This window comes from Marinomonas lutimaris (assembly GCF_019426345.1).
GTDB classification, from domain to species: Bacteria; Pseudomonadota; Gammaproteobacteria; order Pseudomonadales; family Marinomonadaceae; genus Marinomonas; species Marinomonas lutimaris.
The window spans coordinates 1-23,195 of record NZ_JAHLLW010000010.1 but is presented as its reverse complement, the minus strand read 5'-3'; the positions used below and the strand labels follow the sequence as shown (position 1 = coordinate 23,195).

Here is a 23,195-nt window from a genome sequence, read left to right as displayed (position 1 = left end):
TCTATTTACCTGTCTCGCATTGATCAGGGAGCATTGCGCTCCATTGGCTAAAGCCGCCATTCAAAGAGTAAACTTCTTTGAAGCCCTGAGAGGCAAGGTATTCTGCTGCGCCTTTGCTGCTGTTGCCGTGATAACAGCAGACAATAACCGGTTGGCTTTTTTCCGTGCTATCAATAAAGTTTTGAACGTTGTCATTAGTAAGGTTAATAGCGTTTGTCATGTGGCTATTTTGAAAACTAACTAAATCGCGGATATCTACAATAGCGGCATTATTTTCAATGATTGGGAGAGCGTCGGCGATGTCGATACAAGTGTAAGTCATGAATTATTCCGATTTATTGTGCAAGGTGTACTGAAACGCTGTCTGTCTTCAAGGCGCAAAGCGGTTAGGCTTCCACCCCAGACGCAACCCGTATCCAGTGCGTGAATACGTTCTTTTTGGGTTTTCCCTTCTAGAGCGGCCCAGTGCCCAAAAACGATATGGCAATCTTCAGGCACTTTTGTCGGGTAGTTAAACCAAGGTGCGTAACCTTTAGTTGCTGTGTTGATACCTTCTTTTGACTCTAAATCGAGTTTACTGTTCTCGTCGCAGAATCGCATGCGAGTTAAATAGTTAGTAATAGCTCGAAGGCGGTCTAGCCCTGTCAGATCGTCGCTCCATTGATCTGGCTTATTACCATACATGGTGGCAAAAAAATCATCAACACTGTCTGATTTCAGTTTGTCTTCTACTTCTTTAGCAAGTGTTTGTGCTTTTTTTAAATCCCAACAAGGTGGAATGCCGGCATGAGTCATGACGGTATTGAGTTGCGCATCATAGTGAAACAGAGGTTGATGGCGTAACCAATCCATTAGGTCGTCACGGTCACCAGCAGTTAGTATTTCTGCGAGTGTATCGCCACGTTTTAGCTTTCCATGGCCGTGAGAGACGGCGAGCAAATGCAGGTCATGATTACCTAAAACAATCGTCGCATTATTGCCTAGTGACTTGATGAAACGTAGCGTTTCTAGAGACTCTTCACCGCGATTGATTAGATCACCAGCAAACCAAAGCTTATCTTGCTCTGGATGATAATTGATTTGCTCTAAAAGCTGTATGAGAGGCGTGAGACAGCCTTGTAAATCACCAATAACATAGGTAGCCATAAATAGCCTCAGTGAACCTGATTTGGAACGGATAAGGTGAACGGGCGGATAGGGGCTTTGAATTCGGTGCCGTCATCGGCCAGAAATTGGTAGCTGCCTTGCATGCTACCAACAACCGTTTCCATCACTGTTCCGCTGGTGTAATGAAATGATTCGCCTGGACCTAAATACGGGTATTCACCAATGACGCCGCTACCTTTCACTTCTTGAACTTGCTCGTTGCCATCAGTAATTATCCAGTGGCGGGTTTGAAGCTTGGCTGATTCAGTTCCGCAGTTGGTAATGGAAATATGATAAGCAAACACATAGCGTGACTCTGCTGGTGTTGATTGTCCTGCTAGGTATTCTGTACGAACGGAAACCACGACGTCATATTTTTGCATTTACCCTTCCTTTTTGAGGACGTAGTTGGTAATTCGAACAAAGTCTTCTACGTCTAATCTTTCTGGGCGTAGTGTTGGGTCAATGTTTAGAGCAGTGAAATCATCATTGTCTAACACGCCTTTGTAGTTATTGCGTAGGGTTTTTCGACGTTGCTGGAAGCCGATTCTTACCATGTCTTCTAACATTTTGATGTTATTGACAGGATGAGGCAGCGTTTTGTGAGGCGTCATTCTAACAATAGCTGAATCAACTTTCGGTGCTGGATCGAATGATTCAGGCCCAACAATAAAAAGTGATTCGACAGAGCAGTAATACTGCGCCATAACACTTAATCGTCCATATAGGCTGTCACCTGGACGCGCAGCCAAACGATCAACGACTTCTTTTTGCAGCATGAAGTGCATGTCTTCAATTGCATCTGCTTGGCTTAATAGGTGAAAAATAAGCGGTGTCGAAATGTTATAAGGCAGGTTACCTACAACTCGAATGGCTTGTTCTGGAGTACTTAATGACGTGAAATCAAATTTCATAGCATCAGCTTCATGAACAGTAAGCTCAGGGAAGCGAAACAGATTCACTTTTAAAATAGGAATAAGATCACGGTCAAGCTCGACAACGTCCATGCGCTCAGTAACACTGATAATGCCTTCCGTTAATGCGCCTTTACCTGGCCCAATTTCAACGATGCGCTGACCTTTTTTAGGGCCAATGCACGCCACAATACGACGAATAACACCGTGATCATGAAGGAAGTTTTGGCCGAATCTTTTTCTGGCTTTATGGGGTTGTGGTTTGCTCATTTAGAAAACTTTTTCGCGTTATTTGCCATGTTAATAGCATGTTGAATGGCCACTTTAAGGCTGCCGTTATTTGCTTTGCCTGTGCCAGCCAAGTCAATGGCTGTGCCGTGGTCGACGGATGTCCGAATAATAGGTAAGCCTAATGTAATATTGACGGCATTACCAAAACCTGAATATTTTAACACAGGTAAACCTTGATCGTGATACATAGCCAAGGCGCAGTCGGCATCATTTAAGTATTTTGGTGTAAACAAGGTGTCTGCAGGGAGTGGTCCGATTAAGTTTAGGCCTTCTTGGCGAAGTTTATTGAGGGTCGGGATAATGACGTCAATTTCTTCTCGGCCAAGGTGGCCGTCTTCACCTGCATGTGGATTTAAACCGCAGACTAAGATTTTAGGTTGTGCAATACCGAATTTTTCTTGTAGGTCTTGATTGAGTGCTTTCACTACAAGGCTGATACTTTGCTCTGTGATAGCAGAAGACACATCCTTAAGTGGTAGGTGTGTTGTTACCAACGCCACTTTCATTGCTTCTGTTGCTAGCATCATAACGACATGTGGTGACTTGCATTGAGCTTGAAAAAATTCAGTATGTCCGGAAAAGTGAATTCCGGTTTCACATAAAATACCCTTATGAACGGGTGGTGTGACAATGGCATCAAATTCTTTGTTTATACAGCCTTCGCCTGCTTTTGTTAGGGTTTCTAGTACATAGGGGGAGTTCCTAATATCCAGAGCACCGGCAATGGTTTTATTTGCCAGTTGGACCGGCAATACGCTAATTGTACCTTGCTGGTGTGTTGTGACATCTTGTGAGCTATTGAGTGTTTTAATCTCTACCGCTAGGCCTAGCGTTAGAGCTCTGTCTTCAAGTAAATCAGGATCTGCTAGGATAATTAAACGAGCAGGGAATGCCTGCTCGTTTAAAGCGCTTAAAATAATATCTGGGCCGATACCCGCAGGTTCACCAGAGGTAATGGCAATAATGGGGAGTGATTCTACCGAATTATGTGCCATTGTTTTTCTCTTAATTTTTAATATCAATAAAGGCGTCAGCTCGTAGTTCATCAAGCCAGTTGCCAAGTACTATGTCTTGTTTTTGCGCTGTTAAAGCTCGTTCAGCATTGACACGTTTTACTTTGTCACTGATGTCCGCTTCACGACGACCTTCGACTTGCAGAATGTGCCAGCCAAATTGTGTGCGGAACGGTTTACTAATGTCACCGATGTTGGTGTTTTTCATTACTTCTTCGAATTCAGGTACCATTGTCCCAGGCGTTACCCAACCTAAATCACCACCTTGTAGCGTAGAGCCTTGATCTTCACTGTATTCTTTTGCTAGTTGAGTGAAGTCAGCCCCATTTTCTAATTTGCTGTAAATTTCATCAGCAAGAACTTTTGTTTGTTCCATGTTACGGATTTCATTAGCGCGAACTAGGATGTGTCGAGTTTTAGTTTGTTGCTGTAGCGTTACATCTGGTGAACGCTTTTCTATCACCCACAATAAATGGAAACCTGCATTACTTTGCAATGGGCCAATAAGTGGGCCTTTTTCCGTTTCGAGAGCTCGTACAAATAATGGTGGTAGTTGGTTTAATGGGCGCCAGCCTAAGTCTCCGCCTTCTATGGCAAATTGACCGTCTGAGTTTTCAATGGCCTGCTGAACAAAGTCATCCTCTGAGTTTATTTTTCCAGCAATGGTTTTAATTTTGGCAGCGGCTTCTTCAGGGTTGCTTGCTCTAATAATTAGATGGCGCAGATGTACTTGCTCTTTTTCTTTGGTGATGCTGGTGTCTGAGCTGAGGTAGTCGTTAATTTCTTGATCTGAAATAGCGATACGTTTTTTAACGATTTCGCGTTTTATGTTGTTGATAAGAATTTCTTGCTCAATCTGCTCGCGGTAGCGATCATAATTTATGCCTTTGCTAGCAAGAACATTTTTCAAACCTTGTAAGTCTAAATTCATGTTTTTTGCGACACCAAGGATGGCATTATCTACCTCTGAGCTAGATGCGCGCATACCGACTTTGCGGGCATAGTTGACTTGTAATGCTTCATCAATCATTTGGTTCTGGATTTGACGATGAATATTATCTGTCATTACTCCGCCTGGAACGCGGTCTTTTACGATTTGAAAGCGGCTCACAATGTCACTTTCCAAAATGGGTTTAGAATCAACGATAGCCGAAATGCCATCAATTTTTGTTGGTGCTGCGTGCAGTGTTTGTAGCGGCATTAAAGCCAATAGAATGTAACAGAAAAAAGAAAACAACTTCATGATTAATATCCAACTTTTCCTTGGTTCCAATAGCTGTCAGCAATATTGTTGGCTTCGGTGTTAGCGCCGCCAGAACTGCTTAAGCTACGTAAAATAAATTGTAAAAAGACGCCTCTATCAAACTCATTGTCATTGTTGAGCCAATGTTGATAGCTCATCGAAACCTTGATACAGCAGTTTTCATAGCCTACCCCTGCAATTTCTTTAGTGCCATCCTCTCTTAAGAAATCATAGGTATATTGTGTATACATGGACCAATTTTGATTGATCGGCAAAATAGTTCCTATGCTTGCTTGTTTGGCATCATCATCCGGGTCTGTGTTATTGATTGAGTACAAATAGCTTAGGTTTATTTTTATGTCATCAACTGGCTCTAAAGACGCGATAAGCTGAGCTAAGTTTACCTCGCTATCGTCTAGGTTGTAATTCAAATTACCCGTTAGACTGTAGCGGTTGCCATTATAATTAGCTGATGTCAGTAGATCGCTTCGTTTTGCGTCATCAATGGCGGTATTTTTATCCGTTGTCCCTTCAATACCAACATAACGGTCTTCTAAATAGAAGATCTGACCTGCTTTGAATGCCCATTTTTCATTATTGTTTTCATCATATAGACGACTTTCTAAACCAAGAGTGACTTGTTCTGTATCACCAATGCGATCATTGCCGTTAAATCGGCTATGACTAAAGGCTTGAGAGTAGGTCATAGTCGGTTCGCTGGCATCAAAATCAGGAATCTGATTTTGTGATTCGAATGGTGAGTTCAAATAACTTAAACGAGGCTCAAGTGTTTGGCGCCATACTGTTTGATTATTCAGAAAGTTACGTTCAAATAGTAATGATGAATCTACATAGCTGGTGATATGCCCAACAGAGGTGTTGCTATCAGAGTCTGATGTATAGTCATGAAGATCGTAATCTCTATATTGAGCTAAAATACCTGGCGTTAAGCTTCCCCAGTCACTGCCTAGGTCAAGTTTGATGTCCTGATTAAGAGCGATACGTTGTCCGTCAAAGTTGTCTTCGGCTGGGTCATAAAAGTCTGTGTATTGAGCATCAATTTTATAATCCAAGAAGGATGTTGCTATACGATAAGAACTGTCTATACGAGGCAACCATTCAAATGGTTCGTCTTCTGTATCATCAGGTGTTTGATAAGTTAAGTAAGTCACCTTGTTAAGAAAGTTACCATTGTTAAAGGCAAAGTACAGACTGCGTTCGTAATGGTCTTTTTCTGCTATCGACGTGCTGTTTGCTTCTGGGTATTTATCTTTTGTTGGATTGTCTTCTAATAAAAAGCCAGCGCTAAAGGACTGATTAAACTTTTGCGTGGATTTTAATTTTAAGAGAGTCTGTTCGCCTTCATCGTTGTCAGAAAAAGTAGATTGCTCGTAAGTTGTTTCCCCATAAGGGCTTAAATGACGGAGTTCTAAGTCAATCCCTTCGCCTTTTTCTTGGATAAAATGCGGCGTAATGGTCGCATCGTAGTTTGGGGCAATATTCCAGTAAAAGGGTGTCGAAACACTCAGTCCATCTGATCCGGAATAGCTAAAAGTAGGAAAGAGAAGACCGGTTTGACGAGCATTGTCTATTGGGAATCTTAACCAAGGAAAATAGAAAACAGGTATGTCAGCAATACGCACCTGTACGTGCTTTGCTGTACCGAAGCCACTTTTTGTGTCTAGCTTTATTGAGCTGCCATATAGCTTCCAGCTTTCTTGGTTTGGTTCACAAGTAGTAAAAAAGCCTTCCTCAATAAAGACGACTCCGTCTTGATTGCGAGATAAGGATTTAGCTTCGCCGCGCGCACCTGTTTCGTGGCTAAGGAATTTGGCATCTTTGAATACTGTTGGTGCATCACCGCTGTTCGCGATATAACCCGTTGAGCTGCGGATGAGCTGATTTTCACTTCGCAAGGTGACATTGCCCTCAGCGAGATAATAATCATCTGGAATGCCTTCTATGCTATCCGCGGACAAGGTAGATTTAGGCTGAATGATTTCAGCCGCACCTTGAAGGTGAATGACACCGTTCTCGTCACGAACGATGAGGTCAGCGGTGAGATTAGTTCCCTCTGTATCTGTCGCTGTCCAGCTGCTAATGTATGAGCCCTGACAATATCGACTTAGCTGTGCTTTCTGCTCAGTCGTCAGGGATTCTTTGGGCGTCCAGTCCCATTGATCAACTTGCGCTTGCGCAAGAGGCAATATGAAAAGACTTTGAAAAAATAAGGCGTAGGTGCGTAAATGCTTAACCATGCAGGGTATACTTGCCACCAAAAATTATTGTCCTAAATCGGATACTGCCCTTAAGCGGTTCCACGTAATAAGACAAATGATAATCTAAGCAGGCCCATAGGGGCTACCGATTCTGGAGAAATATCTTTATGTGGAAAATTGTTTGCGCGATTTTGGGCTATATTTTAGCTGGTTTTTTAGGCGCTTTGTTGGGGTTCATTGTCGGCGGAGTCGTAGATAGGGCGCAGACTGGCGGCGCTTTCAGCGGTATTCGTGGTCGTGCCGATATGCGCCTTCAGCAAGAAACTTTTTTTCGAACATTATTTCTTTTAATGGGGCGTTTGGCCAAATCTGATGGCCAAGTATCGGAAGCAGAGATCCAATTAGCGCAATCTGTGATGCAGCGATTGCGTTTATCGCCAGCAGCTCAAGAGCAAGCGAAGCAATTGTTTAACGAAGGTAAATCTGACAATTTTGACTTGGCGTCTGTTTTAAATAATTTTAAACAGGTTGTAGGTCCTGGGGATTTAACGCGAACTTTATTGGAAGTGTTGCTGGTATCTGCTTATGCAGATGGTCACTTTAGCGTTGAAGAAAAGTCATTTGTGTCTCAGGTCTGTGCATATCTTGGTGTGTCTGTGGCAGAGTTTGAGGCTTTGCATATTCAAGTTAAGCAGCAAGCGCATTTTAGACAAGGTTACCAATCTTCTTCTGATTATTCTTCTAACAATGCGGGTTCAAAAGACTTATTGAAGGCTGCATATGAAGCGCTAGGTGTTACGCCAGAGATGAGCGATGCTGATATTAAAAAGGCCTATCGACGCCTTATGAGCAAAAATCATCCCGATAAATTAAGTTCACAAGGTTTACCGGATGAAATGATTGAGTTGGCTAAAGAGCGCACACAAGAAATTCAGTCTGCTTACGAAATGGTAAAAAATGCTCGTAAATAGTAACTTAAGTTAATATCTAATTGTTCACAGGGCTTTCATAGAAAAGCCCTTTTTTTGCGCTTGGTAATGACTTTCGTTGGTTTATTTGGCTGGTATTTTGCTTTAAAAAGCCACGAACTCGTTGAATTAGTAATTGTTTGCTGTTTTTTCCTGTGACTCTATCTGGCAGGGCGTCTATTTGAGTGAAGTCGCCAATTTTATCCTCTCTTTGGTTGGCTGCTTGTTTACGCCACAGCGCAAACTGATCGTTTCCTGTCTTATTGACATAATAATCTAGGATAGGCTGGGTAACTTGGCGAATCTGTTGTGCCACTTCGTAATCTGATAGGTTCGGTGGGGATTCTATATCGATAAGAGCTAAAGCCTCACCTGAGCTCGGATTGGCTGCTAAAAAACTTAGAGCATAACTAGCTCCTGTTCCGTAACCAAGAAAAGTGAATTGTTCGACTCCTTGGTTTTTTGCATAATCGATAGTGGACTGTATGCGAGCGAAAACTATAGATTGGTTAGGAAGTCCTATAGGTGATTGAGTATTGTTTGTTGGCGGTGTAGCTATTTTTACTGGCTCCGCACGTTTGACAATGTCAGGTATTTCGATAGATAACGTGCACCAACTATATTCCGGCATAGCATCTCGTAATGGTGCAATGGCATCTGGCCAGTCAGGGTGTTCGTTATCTGAATGCAGCATGATCACACAGCCTTGGGTTGAGCTGGTGAGTGATGGTCGATAAAGCGTTAGAAAAGATTCACCACTGGCTTCTAGGTTTTGGATTTGGTGTTCTAAGCGTCTTATCGTTAATGAGGTTTTTAGCGCGTCAATCCGAGATGCCTGTGGTTTTGGAATGATGTACTCTTTAGTGCTTTCTGCTGGCGTAGTTTGTTGCGGAGTGGGTGTGCTGCTAGGCGCTGCTTGGGATTCTTCTGCGAAAAGATGGGCGTTTATGCCTAAGCAAAGAAGTGCAATGATAGCGTGACGCAGTGCAGTAATTTTCTTCATTGTTTTCAATACTTCTTCTAAAGGCCTTGTTAAAATACGGTCTAAATTTTCACTATGAGACCTTTATTGTGTCACTGCTGGAGTCAGATATGAATGATTTTATCATTGCCCCTTCGATCCTTTCTGCCGATTTTGCTCGACTAGGTGAAGAGGTCGACAATGTCTTGAAGGCCGGAGCCGACATCATACACTTTGATGTGATGGATAATCATTATGTTCCTAATTTAACGATTGGTCCTATGGTCTGTAAAGCATTACGCAAACATGGCGTGACTGCTGATATTGATGTTCATCTTATGGTGAAACCAGTAGATCGTATGATTGGTGACTTTATTGAAGCAGGTGCTTCTATGATTACTTTTCATCCAGAGGGCAGTGAGCATATTGATCGCTCTTTGCAAATGATTCGAGATGGTGGTTGTAAAGCCGGTTTGGTATTCAATCCTGCAACCTCTCTTGAGCATTTAAAATATGTGATGGATAAAATCGATATGGTCTTGATAATGTCGGTAAACCCAGGCTTTGGTGGTCAATCTTTTATTCCTGGTACTTTAGATAAGTTACGTGAAGCTCGAGCCTTGATTGATGCCAGTGGTTATGACATTCGTCTTGAAGTCGATGGCGGTGTGAGTGAAAAGAACATTGCTGAAATTGCACGTGCTGGCGCGGATACCTTTGTGGCTGGTTCTGCGATTTTTGGTAAAGACAATTACAAAGCCGTTATCGATGCGATGCGTAAAGAATTGGCGAGTATACGTTAATGAAAACGCCTAGCTATTTTTCAAAGTGGTTTGATGGTTGGCCTGAGTTAGTTTGCTTGGATCTTGATGGCACGCTAGTTGATAGTGTTCCTGATATTGCAGGTGCCGTAGACGCTTTCTTAGCTGAACTTGGTGCGCCGCTTGCGGGCGAGGAACTTGTTCGTGGTTGGGTTGGCTTTGGTTCGGCTAAATTGATTGAGCAAGCGCTTGAGTGGGCTAAGATTGATTCAGCTAAGCATGAAGAAGCGTATCGCATTTTCTTGACGCATTACCGTGCGCACTTGACCGATGGCACGACGCTTTATCCAAATGTGAAAGCCTTACTGAAAGCCTTTAAGCATAACGGTGTGCCCGTGGCTCTGATTACCAATAAGCCAAGTGTGTTTGTGAAACCCATGCTAGATCATTTTGAGCTGACCGAACAGTTTGGTTGGTTGTTAGGTGGTGACACGCTAGAGGAGAAAAAACCATCTGCTATGCCTTTGTTGCATTGTAGTGAGTCTATCGAAGCCTTACCTGAAAATTGCCTGATGATCGGTGACTCGATTACCGATTTTAAAGCGGCAAACAATGCTGGTTTCAAATGTGCATTGGTTACCTATGGTTACAACCAAGGTATTGATCTTGCGGGGCTAGGTGCTGATGCAATAATTGATGATTTAGCTGAGCTGTTAGTCTGATTTTATTGATTGTGAGATAAAGCTAAAAGGCCAGACTGTTTCTAGTTTGGCCTTTTTTTGTGTTTGAAATTTAGTGTTTTAAACGTTATGAATTACTTTAGTTCTGTTCTCTCGGAGATGACTCTTTCTGAGGTTGCTCTTTTGTAAGCAGCTCAGATGAGTTGGCCTGCTCTGACACTAGAGTCATTTGGCTATCATTTGCCATATGAACCGTATGGGTTGGGAAAGCAACTTCCGCATCGTGCGACTCAATAATTTGCATGGCTTTGAATAGCACATCTTGTTTGACGTTGTGGTAAGTCCGCCAGTCTACGGTTTTTGTGTAGGCATAAATAAAGAAGTCTAAAGAGGATGGGCCGAACTGATTAAAGTTCACCATGTAGGTTTCGTTTGTGTCCAAATCTTCATGATTGGCAACCATGTCTTTTATATCTGCCAGAATCGTTGGTAGCAGGCTAAAGTCACGATAGCGTACCCCAATGGTTTCATTAATACGTCGATGGGTCATGCGTGATGGGTTTTCAACTGAAATCAACGAAAAAGTAGAGTTAGGAACATACAAGGGGCGTTTTTCAAAAGTGCGAATGCGGGTTTGTCGCCAGCCAATATGTTCAACCGTACCTTCAATGTTTTGATCTGGAGAGCGAATCCAATCGCCAATCGCAAACGGGCGATCTAAATACACCATTAAACCACCAAAAAAATTGGCCAGTAAGTCTTTAGCTGCAAAACCGACGGCAATACCACCGATGCCGCCAAATGCCAATACGCCGGAAATGCTGTAACCCAGGGTTTGTAAAATAACCAATACGGAAGTGATGATAACGGATGCACGTAGTAATTTACTGATTGCGCTGGCTGTTGTGTAATCTACATTGGTGGATATTTTACTAGAGCTTGTTAAGGTTCTTTCACTTTCGGATATGCAGCGTAATACAAACCAAGTCAGGATAGCGATAACTCCAACTTCACGTATTGCATGAACAAGTGACAAAAAATTGGGGTCGACTTCTGATCCAGAGATTTCTGCCGCAATGCTCAAGCCAGCTAACCAGATAAATACTCCAACAGGTTTTTGGGCGGCGTGAATTAAGACATTGTCCCAAGGGGTTTTGGTTTTTTCGAGTTGTTTGTCTATGCGCATTAATATGCGAGTGGCAATAAAATTAACGATAAGTGTACCGAGTACAACTAAAAAAACTCGGACAACCCAGTGCATTTTAGTGTCGCCCAAGCCCAAATATACTTGCATTGTTTCCCAATTCATTATGCTTACTCTATCTCTTTGTTAAGTTCGTGAATGGCTCTGATTAGAGGTTAGATCTATAGTGTTACGCTAAATAAGTAATAATGTTCCTAATCCTAAGAAAGCAACGAAACCAGCAATATCGGTTACAGTGGTTAAAATGACGGACCCAGAGAGCGCCGGATCAATACGTAACTTATCAAGCAATACGGGTATTAGAACGCCAGACAGGGCTGCCATTATAATATTAACGATAATGGCTAAGCCGATTACCATGCCAAGCATTGGGCTTTCGAACCACCATAAAGTGACGACGCCAATGACAATGGCCCATAAAATACCGTTTAATCCACCGACTTTTAGCTCTTTTGATAAAAGTGATTTTAAGTTGCTGCGAGTGATTTGTCCTAGAGCTAAGCCTCGTACAATCAGGGTTAATGTTTGACTACCAGCAATACCGCCCATGGAGGCAACAACAGGCATTAATACCGCTAGTGCAACGACTTGCTGAAGCGTGGCTTCAAACAGACCAATAAACGCCGAGGCTAAAAAAGCCGTCAGTAAATTTATGCCAAGCCAAATGCCACGTGTTGCTGCACTGCGCTTTACGGGGGCAAATAGATCGGATTCTTCGTTTAGACCTGCGGTCGACATCTGCTGTGCTTCATGCTCTAAGCGCCATGTTTCCATAGCAAGTCCCGCATGGAAACGACCTAGTAAGATTTGATTGTCATCTACGACAGGGAGTGCTGAGAGATAAGAGCGTTCTAGTTGCTCAGCAGCTTTTGTTAGTTCAGTATCGGCGCGGATAAAGGTGCAATCTTCATCTATTAGGCTCGAAATGGGTTCATGGCCTTGTGCTTTAAAAAGCTTATCAAATTTTACACAACCGACCCAGCGGCCAGTTCTGTTTACTAGATAGATCATGTCTGTGTAATCTGGCGTACTTTTTTTCAAGAGTCTCATTACTTCAGATGTGCGAATAGACTGTGATGCAATTAATAACTCGTGATCAATCCAGCGGCCGACAACGTCATCATCGTAAACAATACCTTGTTGATAGTATTCGCGCTGCTTGTTGTCCATTTGCTTTAAAGCAATGTCGACAAGGCGGTCAGGTAATGAGTCCGTTATTTCGAGTAGGTCTTCGGCGTCGACATCAGTGAATAAGGTTTCAATCTCTGAGTCATCTAGCTCTTTTAATAGTAACTGGCGGGATTCCCCGCGCATTTCAACCAAGATGTCTAGGCGATTGGCTTGCTTGATATTGGCCCATGCTTGTCGTCGTTGGGCAAGCGGAATGGATTCAAGCGCTAATGCCACATCATCTGGTGTTAATTCTGAAATGGCCTTGTTAACGGACTCAGGAGAGTGCTCGTCATGAATGAGGGTTTCGATGAGGGCGGCGACTTGGCTATGCACTGGGCATCCTTAAAACACTGAATGATGGCGGTAAAGATAACATGCTTTCTAGTGTGCGGTATAACCTCTTGCATATCAAACAAGGCTTTGTTTTTACACGATATTATTTAAAACCTTCCAAAATGCTGAAAATATGAAATCCAAATAATTGAGTTAGTTGATGAAGATGTTAGCCAGTAGCGTGTGCTATTTAAGCTTTATCTGGTTTTAGGGTTGTAAGGACTGGCGAGACAGGGACTTCCTGACAGTGTAGAATTTAGCGCACTTTAAACTTCGGTTTTATTGTTTGTTTGTCGGTGTATTTAGTTTTTGATGTCAGTTTCTGAGGATTGTGACATTAGTTTAGGTCAACATTGTTTTATAGGCGCGCCTCTTCTTTATGTTATTGATGATCGATAATTATGACTCTTTTACTTACAATCTTGTTCAGTATTTTCGTGAGTTGGGTGCGGATGTGCAGGTTTATCGTAACGATGAAATTAGTCTTAAAGACATTGAACTGCTTGCTCCTTCTCATTTGGTTATTTCGCCAGGGCCTTGTACGCCAAATGAAGCGGGTATTTCTTTGGCTGCAATCGCGGCATTCGCTGGAAAAATTCCAATATTGGGTATTTGCTTAGGCCATCAAAGTATTGGTCAGGTCTTTGGTGGTGAGGTAATTCGTGCTAAAAGTGTCATGCATGGTAAAACATCGTTGATTTACCACCAAAATACTTCTGTGTTTTCTGGTTTGCCAAATCCACAGATCGCGACACGCTACCATTCTTTAGTTGTTTCTGCAGACTCATTACCAGATTGCCTAGAGGTGACCGCTTGGAGTCAAAATGCAGGAGGCGATAGAGAGGAAATTATGGGGATTCGACATAAAACGCTTGCCGTTGAAGGGGTGCAGTTTCATCCTGAGTCAATTCTGACCGAAGCAGGCCATGCCTTATTGGCCAATTTCTTAACAAGATAGTTTTAATACAATAGGAGAGGCTGGTGGATATTCAAAAAGCGATTGCTACCGTTGTTGAGCGCCAAGATTTAAGCGGCGACGAGATGCGAATAGTGATGAATGACATCATGACGGGAAAAGCCACACCAGCACAGATAGGCGGTTTTTTAATTGGCCTGAGAATGAAAGGTGAAACTGTCGAAGAAATTACGGCAGCGGCGCAAGTAATGCGAGAATTATCGAGCAAAGTACACTTGGATCTTGAGCACGTGGTTGACACCTGTGGTACTGGTGGCGATGGCGGAAACTTGTTTAACGTATCGACAGCGTCTGCGTTTGTTGTTGCTTCTGCGGGCGGCAAGGTTGCTAAGCATGGTGGTCGCTCTGTGTCTTCAAAGTCTGGTAGTGCTGATGTGCTGGAGCAAGCAGGGATTTATCTTGGTCTTGATGCAGTACAGGTTTGCCGTTGTGTTGAAGAGATTGGCTTAGGCTTTATGTTTGCACCGAACCACCATTCTGCGATGAAGTATGCAGTCGGTCCTCGAAAAGAAATGGCAACACGCACTATTTTTAACTTGCTTGGCCCATTGACCAACCCTGCTAATGCAAAATGTCAGGTGATGGGGGTTTTTCATCAGAAGTGGGTTCGTCCTATTGCTGAGGTGTTAAAAGCCCTGGGCAGTGAGCATGTGATGGTAGTTCATTCTGAAGATGGCTTGGATGAAATTAGTATTGCTGCGCCAACTTATGTGGCGGAGTTAAAGGATGGGGAAATCTCAGAATACAAAATATCTCCTGAAGATTTCGGTATTCCATTGCAATCTATTGATACTATTCAAGCAACAGATGCGACAGAAAGCCTTGCTTTAGTCAAAATGGCATTGGATGGTAAAGGTAAAATAAACCCAGCTAGGGACATTGTTGCCTTAAATGCTGGTGCAGCAATTTATGTTTCAGGTATTGCTGATACCTTAGCTGAAGGTGTGAATATTGCGGAAGACGTGATTGGTGGTGGTACGGCCAAAGTTAAGATGTCTGAATTAGCCAGTTTCACGCGTTGTTTTATGAGTCCTGACTCACTGTAATGATAGGAGCAGTAGCCTAATGCAAATAGAAACACCGACAATTTTAAAGAAAATTGTAGCTCGAAAGTATGAAGAGATTACTGAGCGCAAATCTCATACACCGTATGGCAACTTAGAGGTCGCCGCATCTGTGGCGAATGTTCATAACGCTCCTCGCGGTTTTGCTCATGCGTTAAGGCATCAAATAGCCATCGGTAAATCTGGTGTTATTGCTGAAATTAAGCAAGCCTCGCCTAGTAAAGGGATTATACGCGATCCATTTATTCCTGCAGATATTGCCCGTTCCTATGAAAGATCCGGTGCCGCTTGTTTGTCAGTTCTAACAGACAGTGATTTCTTTAAAGGCCATGAAGATTATTTGGTTGAAGCGCGCTCGGCTAGTAAGTTGCCGGTGATTCGCAAGGACTTTATTGTCGATGAATATCAGGTGCTTGAAGCTAGAGCAATAGGTGCAGACTGTGTTTTATTGATTGCAGCGTGTCTAAGTGGTGAAAAATTGCGAGAGTTGGATCAAATGGCTCGTGATCTTGGTATGGATGTTTTGGTAGAGGTGCATAATCGCCCAGAGTTAGAGTTGGCTTTGGAGTACACACAGACCGAACTGCTTGGGATTAACAACCGTGATCTTCATACCTTTGAGCTTAGTTTAGATCATACGTTTGAATTGATGGGGAGTGTGCCTTCCAATCGCTTGATTGTTACTGAGAGTGGAATTCATACTCGTGATGATGTGGCCTTGATGAGACAAAATGGTATTCATGCATTTTTAGTTGGCGAAGCTTTTATGCGCGCTGATGATCCAGGTGAAAAATTGGCTGAGCTATTTCAGTCGTAGTGATAATAGCTTCAGCTATAGCAGAATTAAGTAAGGTGGGAATATGAAGACGAATGTTAGTTGGCAAGAAGATGTGCATTTTACTGCTGAAACAGGCTCTGGTTTTAGGGTAGAAATCGACGGTAATCAGCTTGCTGGGCCAAGACCAATGGAACTTATACTTGCAGGGTTGGGCGGTTGTACTTCTTATGATGTGGTTGGAATTTTAAAAAAATCCCGTCAAGATGTTGTTTCTTGTGTTGCTCAAATTGATGCTGATCGAGCTGATGCTGTTCCTGCCGTATTTACTGAAATTCGTGTGCACTTTGTCGTTACGGGCCGTAATCTAAAAGAAAGTGTTGTTGCTCGGGCTGTTAAATTGTCTGCAGAAGAGTATTGCTCAGCGTCTCTAATGTTAGAGCGAGGCGGTGTGAAAATTGTTCACAGCTTTGAAGTTATTGAAGCTGAATAGGATATTGCTTGATAAGAGTGTTTTAAAAAAAGAGCCGAGAGGTTCTTTTTTTTGATTTTTTCTGTTGGGCTTGAGGTATTGGTGTCCCCACCAGGACTCGAACCTGGAATAGCTGCTTAGGAGGCGGCCGGTATATCCTGTTTACCTATGAGGACGTATTGCAAGGAGAGATTTATACATTAATTACGATAAAAATACAAATGGCAGCTAAGTATGATGTTGATTCTTATGGTTTTTTAAGCTCTGCCTAGTGTGTGCTTACTGCTTATTGGTCGTGTAGAGCCTCTGGCGGTATAAACTTTGTTTTTACTGCTATGGCCTTGGAGTAGTTCGAAAAGGTGCTTATTACGCTTTTGTAACGTGTTGAGAATTCGAGCGTTTGTGTTGTTTTGTGTTTTACATTTTTTTAGCAGTGCTTCACACTCTTGCATTAATAGGCGAACCTTGTCCATAGAGCTGTCTTGAAGGCTAAGCCAGTTTTTGAATTCTTCTTCGGTAGGTTTTTTTCTGTCGATGATGTCAAATTTAATGAGAATGTTAACTCTTTTCTCGTTAAGTTGATTCATTTCATCAAGAAGGGTTTGTTTTTGCTCTGATAGGCTAACAATAAGTTCGGTATCTAATTCACCATAAGCTAAACGTTCTTCATCAAGAAGCGAAGAGAGTCTTTCTAAAATCTCTTTGCTTCTGATAAATATTGGTACGATAGGAATCATAAGACAAACCGTTTACAGACTGTATAGAGGTAACAGTCTAGAATAGCGAATCCATAGAAGCCATATTATTCGCTAACTTCTGTGTGTCTATTTTGTATTCGCCAGCTGCAATAGCGCTTTTAATTTGTTCTACTTTATCCATATCGACATCAGGCAGGTTGTTAATTTTAGACTGCTGACTTTGTAGCGTTTGCGCAGTTCCGCTTAATTTGACTGTGTCTTCTGCTAACGTGCCGCCACTTTGAACTGTACTTTGTTTCTCCGTTGCACTACTTGTTGCATCGTCTTTTTGCGATCGTTCGCTTTTGTTGATCGTGCTCTGGTTTGATAGACCTGTAAAATGTATTGCCATTGGGTTTTCCGCCCTTTAATGATTTGCCTGTCTATGTTGTCGGCTGGGTCTATAAGAACTTTAATTAAAAGCCCCAAAAAAGAGTATTTATTTGTTGCCGATCAGTCTGTACTCAATAGTTTACAAGAACCTCACTGTCAGTTACAACTTTGGCGTATATAATTCGTTCAGAACTTGTGTTTTTGACTCGGATTTGTTGACCCTTAACACCATTTTCTAAAGCAACACCGTTCATTCGGACTATAATAGTGCCACTGCTTGCTGTTATTAGTACTGAATCGCCTTTTTTAACTAAGGTCGGCTGATTAGTTAGATCGTCAGTGATAACTGTGTTTATACGTAAGTTTCGTGAAGCAATTAGGCCATAAGGTGGGGATCTTTTGGTATAAACGTGTCCTCTTAGGTTGGATATGTCAACTTCGCCTACATCAGTGTTTGATTTACTGATGACTTGGCCTCTATTTATCGGGGTGATGGTCTTTATTGCTGGAATCATTATTGACTGTGTTACTGGTACGTAGGATTTCCAGGTCGGTGAGTCACAGCTGACTTCATAGTTTGTGCGTTTGGTGGCGTCTGGTCTTTGATTGTTGATCTGAATGGATTTGTCTTCGCAATCAGGTAGGTAATTGAGAGCTGCGAGATTATTTAATGTTATGTTGATAGTGGCGTCAGGGTATATTTCTGATAACCGAGGGATTTCTACTTGATTGATGTAGTGATTAATTTGTTCTTCAGTCGTTGTGGCAAATGTGAAGCCAGCTTGGAAACAAATGAAGGCTATGCTTAGCCTTATGATTCGCATGATTTGTTCTCTTTGTTTATTATTACGTTATAAATAAGATAGTTAGTAAAAAATTTGAATTCACTTTATCATTGGATGATACATTTTAACAATTTTGAGGTGATACCTCAGTATAATGTTTACACATTTTGGAGGCGTTTATGGCTGGAGTTCTGGATACTGTTAACCAACGTACACAGCTCGTAGGAGAAAATCGACTTGAATTGCTGCTGTTTCGCTTAAATGGCAAGCAAATTTATGGCATTAACGTTTTTAAAGTGAAAGAAGTGTTGCAGTGTCCTAAATTAACTACCATGCCTCATAGCTCTCCTGTGGTTCGAGGTGTTGCTCATATTCGTGGCGGTACTATTCCTATTTTAGATTTGGGGTTGGCTACGGGCGCGAGCCCAATTGAAAATATCAGTCAGTGTTTTGTGATTATCACGGAATACAATCGTCGAATTCAGGGTTTCTTAGTGCGAGGTGTAGAGCGCATTGTAAACATGAATTGGAGTGATATTCAGCCGCCTCCAAAAGGTTTGTCGAATGATAATTACCTAACGGCCGTTTGTCAGGTTGATAAAGAAATGGTTGAGATTATTGATGTTGAGCAGATTTTATCTGAAGTTGCTCCTACTCGTCAGGATATTTCTGAAGGTATTGTTAATGCTGGCGTGACAGAAAATGCGCAAAAACATCATATCCTTATCGTAGACGACTCTTCGGTTGCGCGTAAACAGATTAAGCGTTGTATGGAGCAGGTTGGTTTTGCTACGACAGTTTTATGTGATGGTCGTGAGGCGCTTACTTATCTTCAAAATATGGTTGCAGAAGGCAAGGATGTGACGAAAGAATTCTCAATGGTCATATCTGATATAGAGATGCCAGAGATGGATGGTTATACGCTAACGACTGCGATCCGTAACGATAGTCGTCTGCAAGACCTATTTATTCTTCTTCATACCTCTTTGAGTGGTGTGTTTAACGAAGCGATGGTTAAAAAAGTGGGAGCTGATGGCTTTTTAGCGAAGTTCCAGCCTGATGAATTGGCTCGATTGGCGATAGAAACAGTGCAGGTGCAATCAGAGTAATGTTTAGGCTCTCACTATTTGCCTTTATTTATTGAACCTGACACTTATGGAGTTTTAATGCTCAGTAGTACAAATGCAATTACACCTAATGGTTATATCAGGTTCAGAGATTACCTGCAGAAAGTATGCGGGATCTCACTGAGTGATAACAAGCAATATTTGGTTGCCAGTCGGCTAGGGAAAATCTTAGAAAGGGAAGGTTTTTCTAAGATCGAGCAGCTAGTGGATGCTTTGGAGCGATTGGGCGGGTCTAAGCTAAAAGAAGAAGTCATTAATGCAATGACAACTAACGAGACGCTTTGGTTTAGAGATACTCATCCTTTTACTATTCTAAAAGACAAAGTATTGCCTGAAATGACTGCGGGGCCTTTAAGAATTTGGTCTGCAGCGTCTTCGACAGGTCAAGAGCCTTATTCTATTAGTATGGTTATAGAAGAATTTAAGTCGTCTCGACCTGGTGTTTTGAAGGCGGGTGAGAAAATAATAGCGACAGATATTTGTACTAATATTTTGCAGCATGCTAAGCAGGGTGAGTATGACAGTTTAGCTATTGCTCGAGGTCTTGGTGCAGATTTACAGCGTCGTTACTTTGACAAAGTGAACGAATTAACTTGGAAAATTAAGCCCCATTTGGGTGCTCGAGTTGAGTTTAAGTACTTGAATCTTATCGAATCATTTTCTATGTTAGGTAAGTTTGATGTGATCTTCTGCCGGAATGTTCTAATTTATTTTACTGTTGATCTTAAGTTGGACATTTTGAAAAGAATGCATGCCTCTCTGAAGCCTGGAGGTTATTTATTTCTTGGTGGGTCTGAGGCGTTGAGCGGTTTATCTGATTATTTTGAGATTGTTCAATGTCACCCAGGTATTGTCTACAAGGCTAAATCTCTATAGAGATCTTGCTTTGTTGTTGAGGAGCCTGTCTAGCGTGCATAGATGGGCTTTTTTGTAACTGCTGATTTGTTCTTTGATGAAGTTGTAGGTAGGGTTTTATCAAAAAAGCTGATATTGACTAAGTCTTGGTTTCACATGTTTAACGATATAGGGTGTTGCATAATCAGCGAGTTGGTTGCGCTGATTATGCAAAGAAGTATCGAATGTGGTTTACTCTTTTAGAGAGGCGAATTTTTGTGCGAACGATGGCGAGTGTGAGTTTGCTAGTGTGGCAACCACTTGTTTTGCATACGGTAAATAATTTTTCAAATCATTTTTAGGCATCGGATCATCATTCGGTAGCTTCACTGTAACTGGGTTCTTGTGAGTTCCATTAATTCTGAACTCGTAATGTAGATGTGGGCCTGTTGCCCAGCCGGTTTGTCCTACATAAGCAATAATGTCTCCTTGCTTGGTTCTCGCTCCGCGTTTGGTGCCTTTCGCAAAACCCTTTAAGTGTGCGTACAGGGTTTGATAGCCTTTGCCGTGATCTATGATAACAACGTTGCCATAGCCGTTTTGTTTGCCGGCAAAGGATATTTTTCCATCGCCTGCGGCTTTGACTGGAGTGCCGCTTGCGGCAGCGTAATCTACGCCTCGATGTGGTCGGCTAGTTTTAAATATAGGGTGTAGTCTATTAGGGTTGAACTTTGATGAGATTCTTGTGAAATCTACAGGTGTGCGTATAAAAGCTTTTCTCATAGCGAGACCGTCTGGGGTGTAGTAGTTAGCTCCTTTTTCAGTTTTGTATCTAATGGCCTGATAGGTCCGGCCATTATTGATAAACTGAGCAGCTATTATGTTGCCGTGTCCTATTTTTTCACCATCAAGAAATTTTTCTTCGTACAGAATGCTTAAGCTGTCTCCTTTTCGTATATCCAGAGCGAAGTCTATATCCCAGCCGAATATGTTTGCGAGCTCTATTAAGAGAGGTTGATCTATTCCTGATCTTAGTCCATCGACAAATAAGGAGTTATTGATTTCTGCTTCTTTGTAAGCTTGGACAATTTCTGGTGTTCTGGAGGTTTCTGTTCTATTGAATTTCTCATCATTTCGTTCAAAAGTTACGCTATCTAAGCGGTTGAGAACAAGTGTTAACTGAGTAAGCTCTCCAGATGCTTCATTAGTTGTGAAGTTGATTGTTTGTCCTGGCCTCATTTGCAGTAAGGTTTTTTGCTTTTTGTCAGCTAGAGATACTTTATATATGTCTTGTGCTGATATGCCTTCGTTTGCTAATAGTTTTGATAGGGAGTCGCCAGATTTGACCTCAACAGATTGTTCTCTGAATGTGGCTGGGCGGCTCTTTTTTACTAAGGTGTCAGGAGTGGGTATCTCGTAGGTGGTGGAGTTTGTATTGTTAGGTGAAGCGGCTATTAAGGGGAGGGTGCTACTTTTGGGTGTGAGTTTTTGTAAGTCCTGAAGCATGAGCTGAGACTGGTCTATCACCTCAAAGTTTGCTTCGAGGGAAATTAGGTTGTTTTCGTCGGTTTTCTCCTCAGGGAGTGCAATAAGCACTGCGGCGAGGAATACGCTTACTCCTGAAATTAGGAGTAAATGCTTTGTTGGTAATAGCTTGATCAAAATGCGTACCTGAAAAAATCTTTAATAAAAGCCTTATAATCCTACCAACATTACTTTTATAATTGAATGCTTAAGTAAGATAAACTAACTAGGATATGGATCAAAATAATGACTGTAAGCAGTAAAGACCTTTTGAATGACTTGCAAGCTCGCGGACTTATCGCCCAAATGACGGCAGAAGATGAGCTAAAAAAACATCTAGATGGTGGAAGTCGTACTCTTTATTGTGGTTTTGATCCAACCGCAGATAGCCTTCATTTAGGTCATCTTGTGCCTCTTCTTGTTTTAAAACGCTTCCAAGATGCTGGACATAACCCAATTGCTTTGGTTGGTGGTGCAACTGGTTTGATTGGAGACCCGAGCTTTAAAGCAGCTGAACGCCAATTAAATACATCTGATGTAGTTGCTAGCTGGGCTGAAAAGATTCGCGGACAAGTGAGTCAGTTTGTAAAATTTGATGAGGTCCCTAACCCTGCCCGAGTCGTCAATAATCTTGATTGGGCTGGTGAAATGAGCGTACTGGATTTCTTGCGAGACATCGGTAAGCATTTTTCTGTAAACGCAATGATTAATAAAGAATCCGTTCAGCAGCGCCTTAATAGAGAAGGAGCTGGTATTTCTTTTACAGAGTTTTCTTACGCTCTGCTACAGGGGATGGATTTTGCTGAGTTGAATCGAGCGTATGGTTGTACTCTGCAAATAGGTGGTAGTGATCAGTGGGGAAATATTGTTGGTGGTATTGATCTCTCTCGTCGTCAAAATCAGTCTCAAACATTTGGTTTGACTGTTCCTTTGGTTACAAAGTCAGATGGAACTAAATTTGGCAAAACAGAATCTGGTGCGGTTTGGTTGGATTCTACTAAGACTAGTCAGTATGCGTTTTATCAATTTTGGATGAATACTGCAGATGCTGATGTTTATAAATTTTTGAAATTTTTCACCTTTCTAGATCTCGCTGAAGTTGATGCAATAGAAAAAGCAGATAAAGAAAGTGGCGGTAAACCTCAAGCGCAATCAATTCTTGCTCGTGAAGCGACTAAGTTGGTGCATGGCGAAGATGGCTTGCAAGCGGCTGAGCGTATTACTAACGCTTTGTTTAGTGGTGAAGCGGATCAGTTAAGCGAGCAAGACCTTGAGCAAATTCAGCTTGATGGTTTGCCGAGCAGTTCTTTGGCCGGAATTAATCTTTCTGAGATGCCGCTTACTAGCCTAATGGCTGATGCTGGGTTGGCAGCTAGTGGTAAACAAGTTAAAGATGCTCTTCAGCGTGATTCTGTGTTTGTTAATGGTGTGGCAAAAGGGTTAAGCGACAATATGGCTGCTGCTGATATTTTTACTGCTGAAAATGGTTATTTTGGGAAGTACTTCCTAGTCAAATTAGGTAAGAAGAAGCACCATTTGTTTGTGTTGTAGTTGTTGATAGGTGATGCTTAAGTAATGAGATAAACAAAAAGACACTTCGGTGTCTTTTTGTTTATCTAAGGCTTTCTGCATGAAATTCAAATTAATTAAAAGAATTTCAAA

General features: G+C 42.0%; 24 protein-coding genes and 1 tRNA gene. 10 read left to right on the top strand and 15 right to left on the bottom strand.

Annotation, left to right across the window (positions count from 1 at the left end):
* Position 1 precedes the first annotated feature (1 nt).
* The 7 genes from glpE to KPL72_RS12605 are packed head-to-tail and all read right to left on the bottom strand — an operon-like array spanning position 2 to position 6,865.
* Positions 2 to 322 (bottom strand): thiosulfate sulfurtransferase GlpE, encoded by a 321-nt coding sequence (gene glpE, locus KPL72_RS12635; protein WP_212917912.1) that lies wholly within the window; start codon positions 320 to 322, stop codon positions 2 to 4.
* Positions 319 to 1,146, bottom strand: coding sequence for a symmetrical bis(5'-nucleosyl)-tetraphosphatase (locus KPL72_RS12630; RefSeq protein WP_219703086.1), 828 nt, complete (start codon positions 1,144 to 1,146; stop codon positions 319 to 321). Before KPL72_RS12630 ends, glpE begins: the two co-directional genes overlap by 4 nt.
* Positions 1,147 to 1,154: 8 nt before the next feature.
* Positions 1,155 to 1,529 (bottom strand): Co2+/Mg2+ efflux protein ApaG, encoded by a 375-nt coding sequence (apaG, locus tag KPL72_RS12625; protein WP_212917914.1) that lies wholly within the window; start codon positions 1,527 to 1,529, stop codon positions 1,155 to 1,157.
* A complete protein-coding gene (rsmA, locus tag KPL72_RS12620; RefSeq protein WP_072840319.1) occupies positions 1,530 to 2,330 on the bottom strand; it encodes a 16S rRNA (adenine(1518)-N(6)/adenine(1519)-N(6))-dimethyltransferase RsmA in 801 nt (266 codons plus the stop codon). It abuts the gene before it with no gap.
* On the bottom strand, positions 2,327 to 3,346 hold the full coding sequence (gene pdxA / locus KPL72_RS12615; RefSeq protein ID WP_212917916.1) for a 4-hydroxythreonine-4-phosphate dehydrogenase PdxA: 1,020 nt from the start codon (positions 3,344 to 3,346) through the stop codon (positions 2,327 to 2,329). The genes rsmA and pdxA overlap by 4 nt, the downstream gene beginning before the upstream one ends.
* 10 nt (positions 3,347 to 3,356) lie before the next feature.
* Positions 3,357 to 4,607 (bottom strand): peptidylprolyl isomerase, encoded by a 1,251-nt coding sequence (locus KPL72_RS12610; protein WP_219703084.1) that lies wholly within the window; start codon positions 4,605 to 4,607, stop codon positions 3,357 to 3,359.
* Between the two features lie 2 nt (positions 4,608 to 4,609).
* Positions 4,610 to 6,865, bottom strand: a complete 2,256-nt coding sequence (locus tag KPL72_RS12605; protein WP_249422239.1) for an LPS-assembly protein LptD — start codon at positions 6,863 to 6,865, stop codon at positions 4,610 to 4,612.
* 128 nt (positions 6,866 to 6,993) lie between these two features.
* Here KPL72_RS12605 and djlA point away from each other — a divergent pair, with 128 nt between their 5' ends.
* Positions 6,994 to 7,797, top strand: a complete 804-nt coding sequence (gene djlA, locus KPL72_RS12600; protein WP_219703082.1) for a co-chaperone DjlA — start codon at positions 6,994 to 6,996, stop codon at positions 7,795 to 7,797.
* A 16-nt stretch (positions 7,798 to 7,813) separates the two neighbouring features.
* Here the strand turns inward: djlA and KPL72_RS12595 are convergent, their stop codons facing one another.
* Complete coding sequence (locus KPL72_RS12595; RefSeq protein ID WP_212917919.1) at positions 7,814 to 8,797, bottom strand: DUF3530 family protein; 984 nt, start codon at positions 8,795 to 8,797, stop codon at positions 7,814 to 7,816.
* An 89-nt stretch (positions 8,798 to 8,886) separates the two neighbouring features.
* On the opposite strand from KPL72_RS12595, the gene rpe reads away from it, so the two are divergent.
* Positions 8,887 to 9,558 carry a ribulose-phosphate 3-epimerase gene (rpe, locus tag KPL72_RS12590; RefSeq protein WP_219703080.1) on the top strand — a complete coding sequence of 224 codons (672 nt, stop codon included), beginning with the start codon at positions 8,887 to 8,889 and terminating at the stop codon, positions 9,556 to 9,558.
* Complete coding sequence (locus KPL72_RS12585) at positions 9,558 to 10,238, top strand: phosphoglycolate phosphatase (protein ID WP_219703078.1); 681 nt, start codon at positions 9,558 to 9,560, stop codon at positions 10,236 to 10,238. The genes rpe and KPL72_RS12585 overlap by 1 nt, the downstream gene beginning before the upstream one ends.
* Before the next feature lie 97 nt (positions 10,239 to 10,335).
* On the opposite strand, the gene KPL72_RS12580 is transcribed toward KPL72_RS12585, so the two are convergent.
* Positions 10,336 to 11,505 (bottom strand): mechanosensitive ion channel family protein, encoded by a 1,170-nt coding sequence (locus KPL72_RS12580; protein ID WP_249422238.1) that lies wholly within the window; start codon positions 11,503 to 11,505, stop codon positions 10,336 to 10,338.
* 69 nt (positions 11,506 to 11,574) lie between these two features.
* A complete protein-coding gene (locus tag KPL72_RS21455; protein ID WP_212917922.1) occupies positions 11,575 to 12,906 on the bottom strand; it encodes a magnesium transporter in 1,332 nt (443 codons plus the stop codon).
* A 379-nt stretch (positions 12,907 to 13,285) separates the two neighbouring features.
* Here KPL72_RS21455 and KPL72_RS12570 point away from each other — a divergent pair, with 379 nt between their 5' ends.
* Genes KPL72_RS12570 through KPL72_RS12555 form a run of 4 tightly spaced genes read left to right on the top strand, consistent with a single transcriptional unit; the run spans position 13,286 to position 16,214 of the window.
* On the top strand, positions 13,286 to 13,864 hold the full coding sequence (locus KPL72_RS12570; RefSeq protein ID WP_219703076.1) for an anthranilate synthase component II: 579 nt from the start codon (positions 13,286 to 13,288) through the stop codon (positions 13,862 to 13,864).
* A gap of 23 nt (positions 13,865 to 13,887) precedes the next feature.
* Positions 13,888 to 14,928: an anthranilate phosphoribosyltransferase gene (gene trpD / locus KPL72_RS12565; RefSeq protein ID WP_219703074.1), complete on the top strand. Its 1,041-nt coding sequence runs from the start codon at positions 13,888 to 13,890 to the stop codon at positions 14,926 to 14,928.
* Positions 14,929 to 14,947: 19 nt separating this feature from the next.
* The gene (gene trpC / locus KPL72_RS12560; RefSeq protein WP_219703072.1) at positions 14,948 to 15,763 is read left to right on the top strand and encodes an indole-3-glycerol phosphate synthase TrpC; all 816 of its coding nucleotides are present in this window, start codon (positions 14,948 to 14,950) and stop codon (positions 15,761 to 15,763) included.
* Positions 15,764 to 15,806: 43 nt separating this feature from the next.
* Positions 15,807 to 16,214 carry an OsmC family protein gene (locus KPL72_RS12555; RefSeq protein ID WP_219703070.1) on the top strand — a complete coding sequence of 136 codons (408 nt, stop codon included), beginning with the start codon at positions 15,807 to 15,809 and terminating at the stop codon, positions 16,212 to 16,214.
* 79 nt (positions 16,215 to 16,293) lie between these two features.
* On the opposite strand, the gene KPL72_RS12550 is transcribed toward KPL72_RS12555, so the two are convergent.
* From KPL72_RS12550 to flgA, 4 genes are all read right to left on the bottom strand, one after another.
* Positions 16,294 to 16,369: transfer RNA gene (locus KPL72_RS12550), tRNA-Arg, on the bottom strand.
* 81 nt (positions 16,370 to 16,450) lie between these two features.
* Positions 16,451 to 16,930, bottom strand: coding sequence for a flagella synthesis protein FlgN (locus KPL72_RS12545; protein ID WP_212917927.1), 480 nt, complete (start codon positions 16,928 to 16,930; stop codon positions 16,451 to 16,453).
* 37 nt (positions 16,931 to 16,967) lie between these two features.
* Entirely contained in the window at positions 16,968 to 17,282 is a 315-nt protein-coding gene (flgM, locus tag KPL72_RS12540; RefSeq protein ID WP_212917928.1) for a flagellar biosynthesis anti-sigma factor FlgM, read from the bottom strand.
* A 112-nt stretch (positions 17,283 to 17,394) separates the two neighbouring features.
* Complete coding sequence (gene flgA, locus KPL72_RS12535; protein ID WP_212917929.1) at positions 17,395 to 18,087, bottom strand: flagellar basal body P-ring formation chaperone FlgA; 693 nt, start codon at positions 18,085 to 18,087, stop codon at positions 17,395 to 17,397.
* A 140-nt stretch (positions 18,088 to 18,227) separates the two neighbouring features.
* Between flgA and KPL72_RS12530 the strand changes: the two genes are divergently transcribed.
* Together KPL72_RS12530 and KPL72_RS12525 are read left to right on the top strand one after the other, a co-directional pair.
* Entirely contained in the window at positions 18,228 to 19,157 is a 930-nt protein-coding gene (locus KPL72_RS12530; RefSeq protein WP_072840335.1) for a chemotaxis protein CheV, read from the top strand.
* A 57-nt stretch (positions 19,158 to 19,214) separates the two neighbouring features.
* Positions 19,215 to 20,051, top strand: coding sequence for a CheR family methyltransferase (locus KPL72_RS12525; protein WP_212917931.1), 837 nt, complete (start codon positions 19,215 to 19,217; stop codon positions 20,049 to 20,051).
* Positions 20,052 to 20,261: 210 nt separating this feature from the next.
* Here KPL72_RS12525 and KPL72_RS12520 read toward each other — a convergent pair whose 3' ends face one another.
* Complete coding sequence (locus tag KPL72_RS12520; protein ID WP_212917932.1) at positions 20,262 to 21,671, bottom strand: peptidoglycan DD-metalloendopeptidase family protein; 1,410 nt, start codon at positions 21,669 to 21,671, stop codon at positions 20,262 to 20,264.
* Between the two features lie 108 nt (positions 21,672 to 21,779).
* Here KPL72_RS12520 and tyrS point away from each other — a divergent pair, with 108 nt between their 5' ends.
* Entirely contained in the window at positions 21,780 to 23,084 is a 1,305-nt protein-coding gene (gene tyrS / locus KPL72_RS12515) for a tyrosine--tRNA ligase (protein ID WP_219703068.1), read from the top strand.
* Positions 23,085 to 23,195 lie beyond the last annotated feature (111 nt).

What these genes read in the sequence shown, in the direction of transcription:
- glpE (WP_212917912.1), bottom strand. Translation starts at nt 322, where the DNA reads ATGACTTACACTTGTATCGACATCGCCGACGCTCTCCCAATCATTGAA.
- KPL72_RS12570 (WP_219703076.1), top strand. Translation starts at nt 13,286, where the DNA reads ATGTTATTGATGATCGATAATTATGACTCTTTTACTTACAATCTTGTT.
- rsmA (WP_072840319.1), bottom strand. Translation starts at nt 2,330, where the DNA reads ATGAGCAAACCACAACCCCATAAAGCCAGAAAAAGATTCGGCCAAAAC.
- apaG (WP_212917914.1), bottom strand. Translation starts at nt 1,529, where the DNA reads ATGCAAAAATATGACGTCGTGGTTTCCGTTCGTACAGAATACCTAGCA.
- trpC (WP_219703072.1), top strand. Translation starts at nt 14,948, where the DNA reads ATGCAAATAGAAACACCGACAATTTTAAAGAAAATTGTAGCTCGAAAG.
- djlA (WP_219703082.1), top strand. Translation starts at nt 6,994, where the DNA reads ATGTGGAAAATTGTTTGCGCGATTTTGGGCTATATTTTAGCTGGTTTT.
- KPL72_RS12530 (WP_072840335.1), top strand. Translation starts at nt 18,228, where the DNA reads ATGGCTGGAGTTCTGGATACTGTTAACCAACGTACACAGCTCGTAGGA.
- flgA (WP_212917929.1), bottom strand. Translation starts at nt 18,087, where the DNA reads ATGCGAATCATAAGGCTAAGCATAGCCTTCATTTGTTTCCAAGCTGGC.
- pdxA (WP_212917916.1), bottom strand. Translation starts at nt 3,346, where the DNA reads ATGGCACATAATTCGGTAGAATCACTCCCCATTATTGCCATTACCTCT.
- flgM (WP_212917928.1), bottom strand. Translation starts at nt 17,282, where the DNA reads ATGGCAATACATTTTACAGGTCTATCAAACCAGAGCACGATCAACAAA.
- KPL72_RS12525 (WP_212917931.1), top strand. Translation starts at nt 19,215, where the DNA reads ATGCTCAGTAGTACAAATGCAATTACACCTAATGGTTATATCAGGTTC.
- rpe (WP_219703080.1), top strand. Translation starts at nt 8,887, where the DNA reads ATGAATGATTTTATCATTGCCCCTTCGATCCTTTCTGCCGATTTTGCT.
- KPL72_RS12555 (WP_219703070.1), top strand. Translation starts at nt 15,807, where the DNA reads ATGAAGACGAATGTTAGTTGGCAAGAAGATGTGCATTTTACTGCTGAA.
- KPL72_RS12595 (WP_212917919.1), bottom strand. Translation starts at nt 8,797, where the DNA reads ATGAAGAAAATTACTGCACTGCGTCACGCTATCATTGCACTTCTTTGC.
- KPL72_RS12630 (WP_219703086.1), bottom strand. Translation starts at nt 1,146, where the DNA reads ATGGCTACCTATGTTATTGGTGATTTACAAGGCTGTCTCACGCCTCTC.
- KPL72_RS12545 (WP_212917927.1), bottom strand. Translation starts at nt 16,930, where the DNA reads ATGATTCCTATCGTACCAATATTTATCAGAAGCAAAGAGATTTTAGAA.
- KPL72_RS12610 (WP_219703084.1), bottom strand. Translation starts at nt 4,607, where the DNA reads ATGAAGTTGTTTTCTTTTTTCTGTTACATTCTATTGGCTTTAATGCCG.
- KPL72_RS12585 (WP_219703078.1), top strand. Translation starts at nt 9,558, where the DNA reads ATGAAAACGCCTAGCTATTTTTCAAAGTGGTTTGATGGTTGGCCTGAG.
- KPL72_RS12605 (WP_249422239.1), bottom strand. Translation starts at nt 6,865, where the DNA reads ATGGTTAAGCATTTACGCACCTACGCCTTATTTTTTCAAAGTCTTTTC.
- tyrS (WP_219703068.1), top strand. Translation starts at nt 21,780, where the DNA reads ATGACTGTAAGCAGTAAAGACCTTTTGAATGACTTGCAAGCTCGCGGA.
- KPL72_RS12580 (WP_249422238.1), bottom strand. Translation starts at nt 11,505, where the DNA reads ATGAATTGGGAAACAATGCAAGTATATTTGGGCTTGGGCGACACTAAA.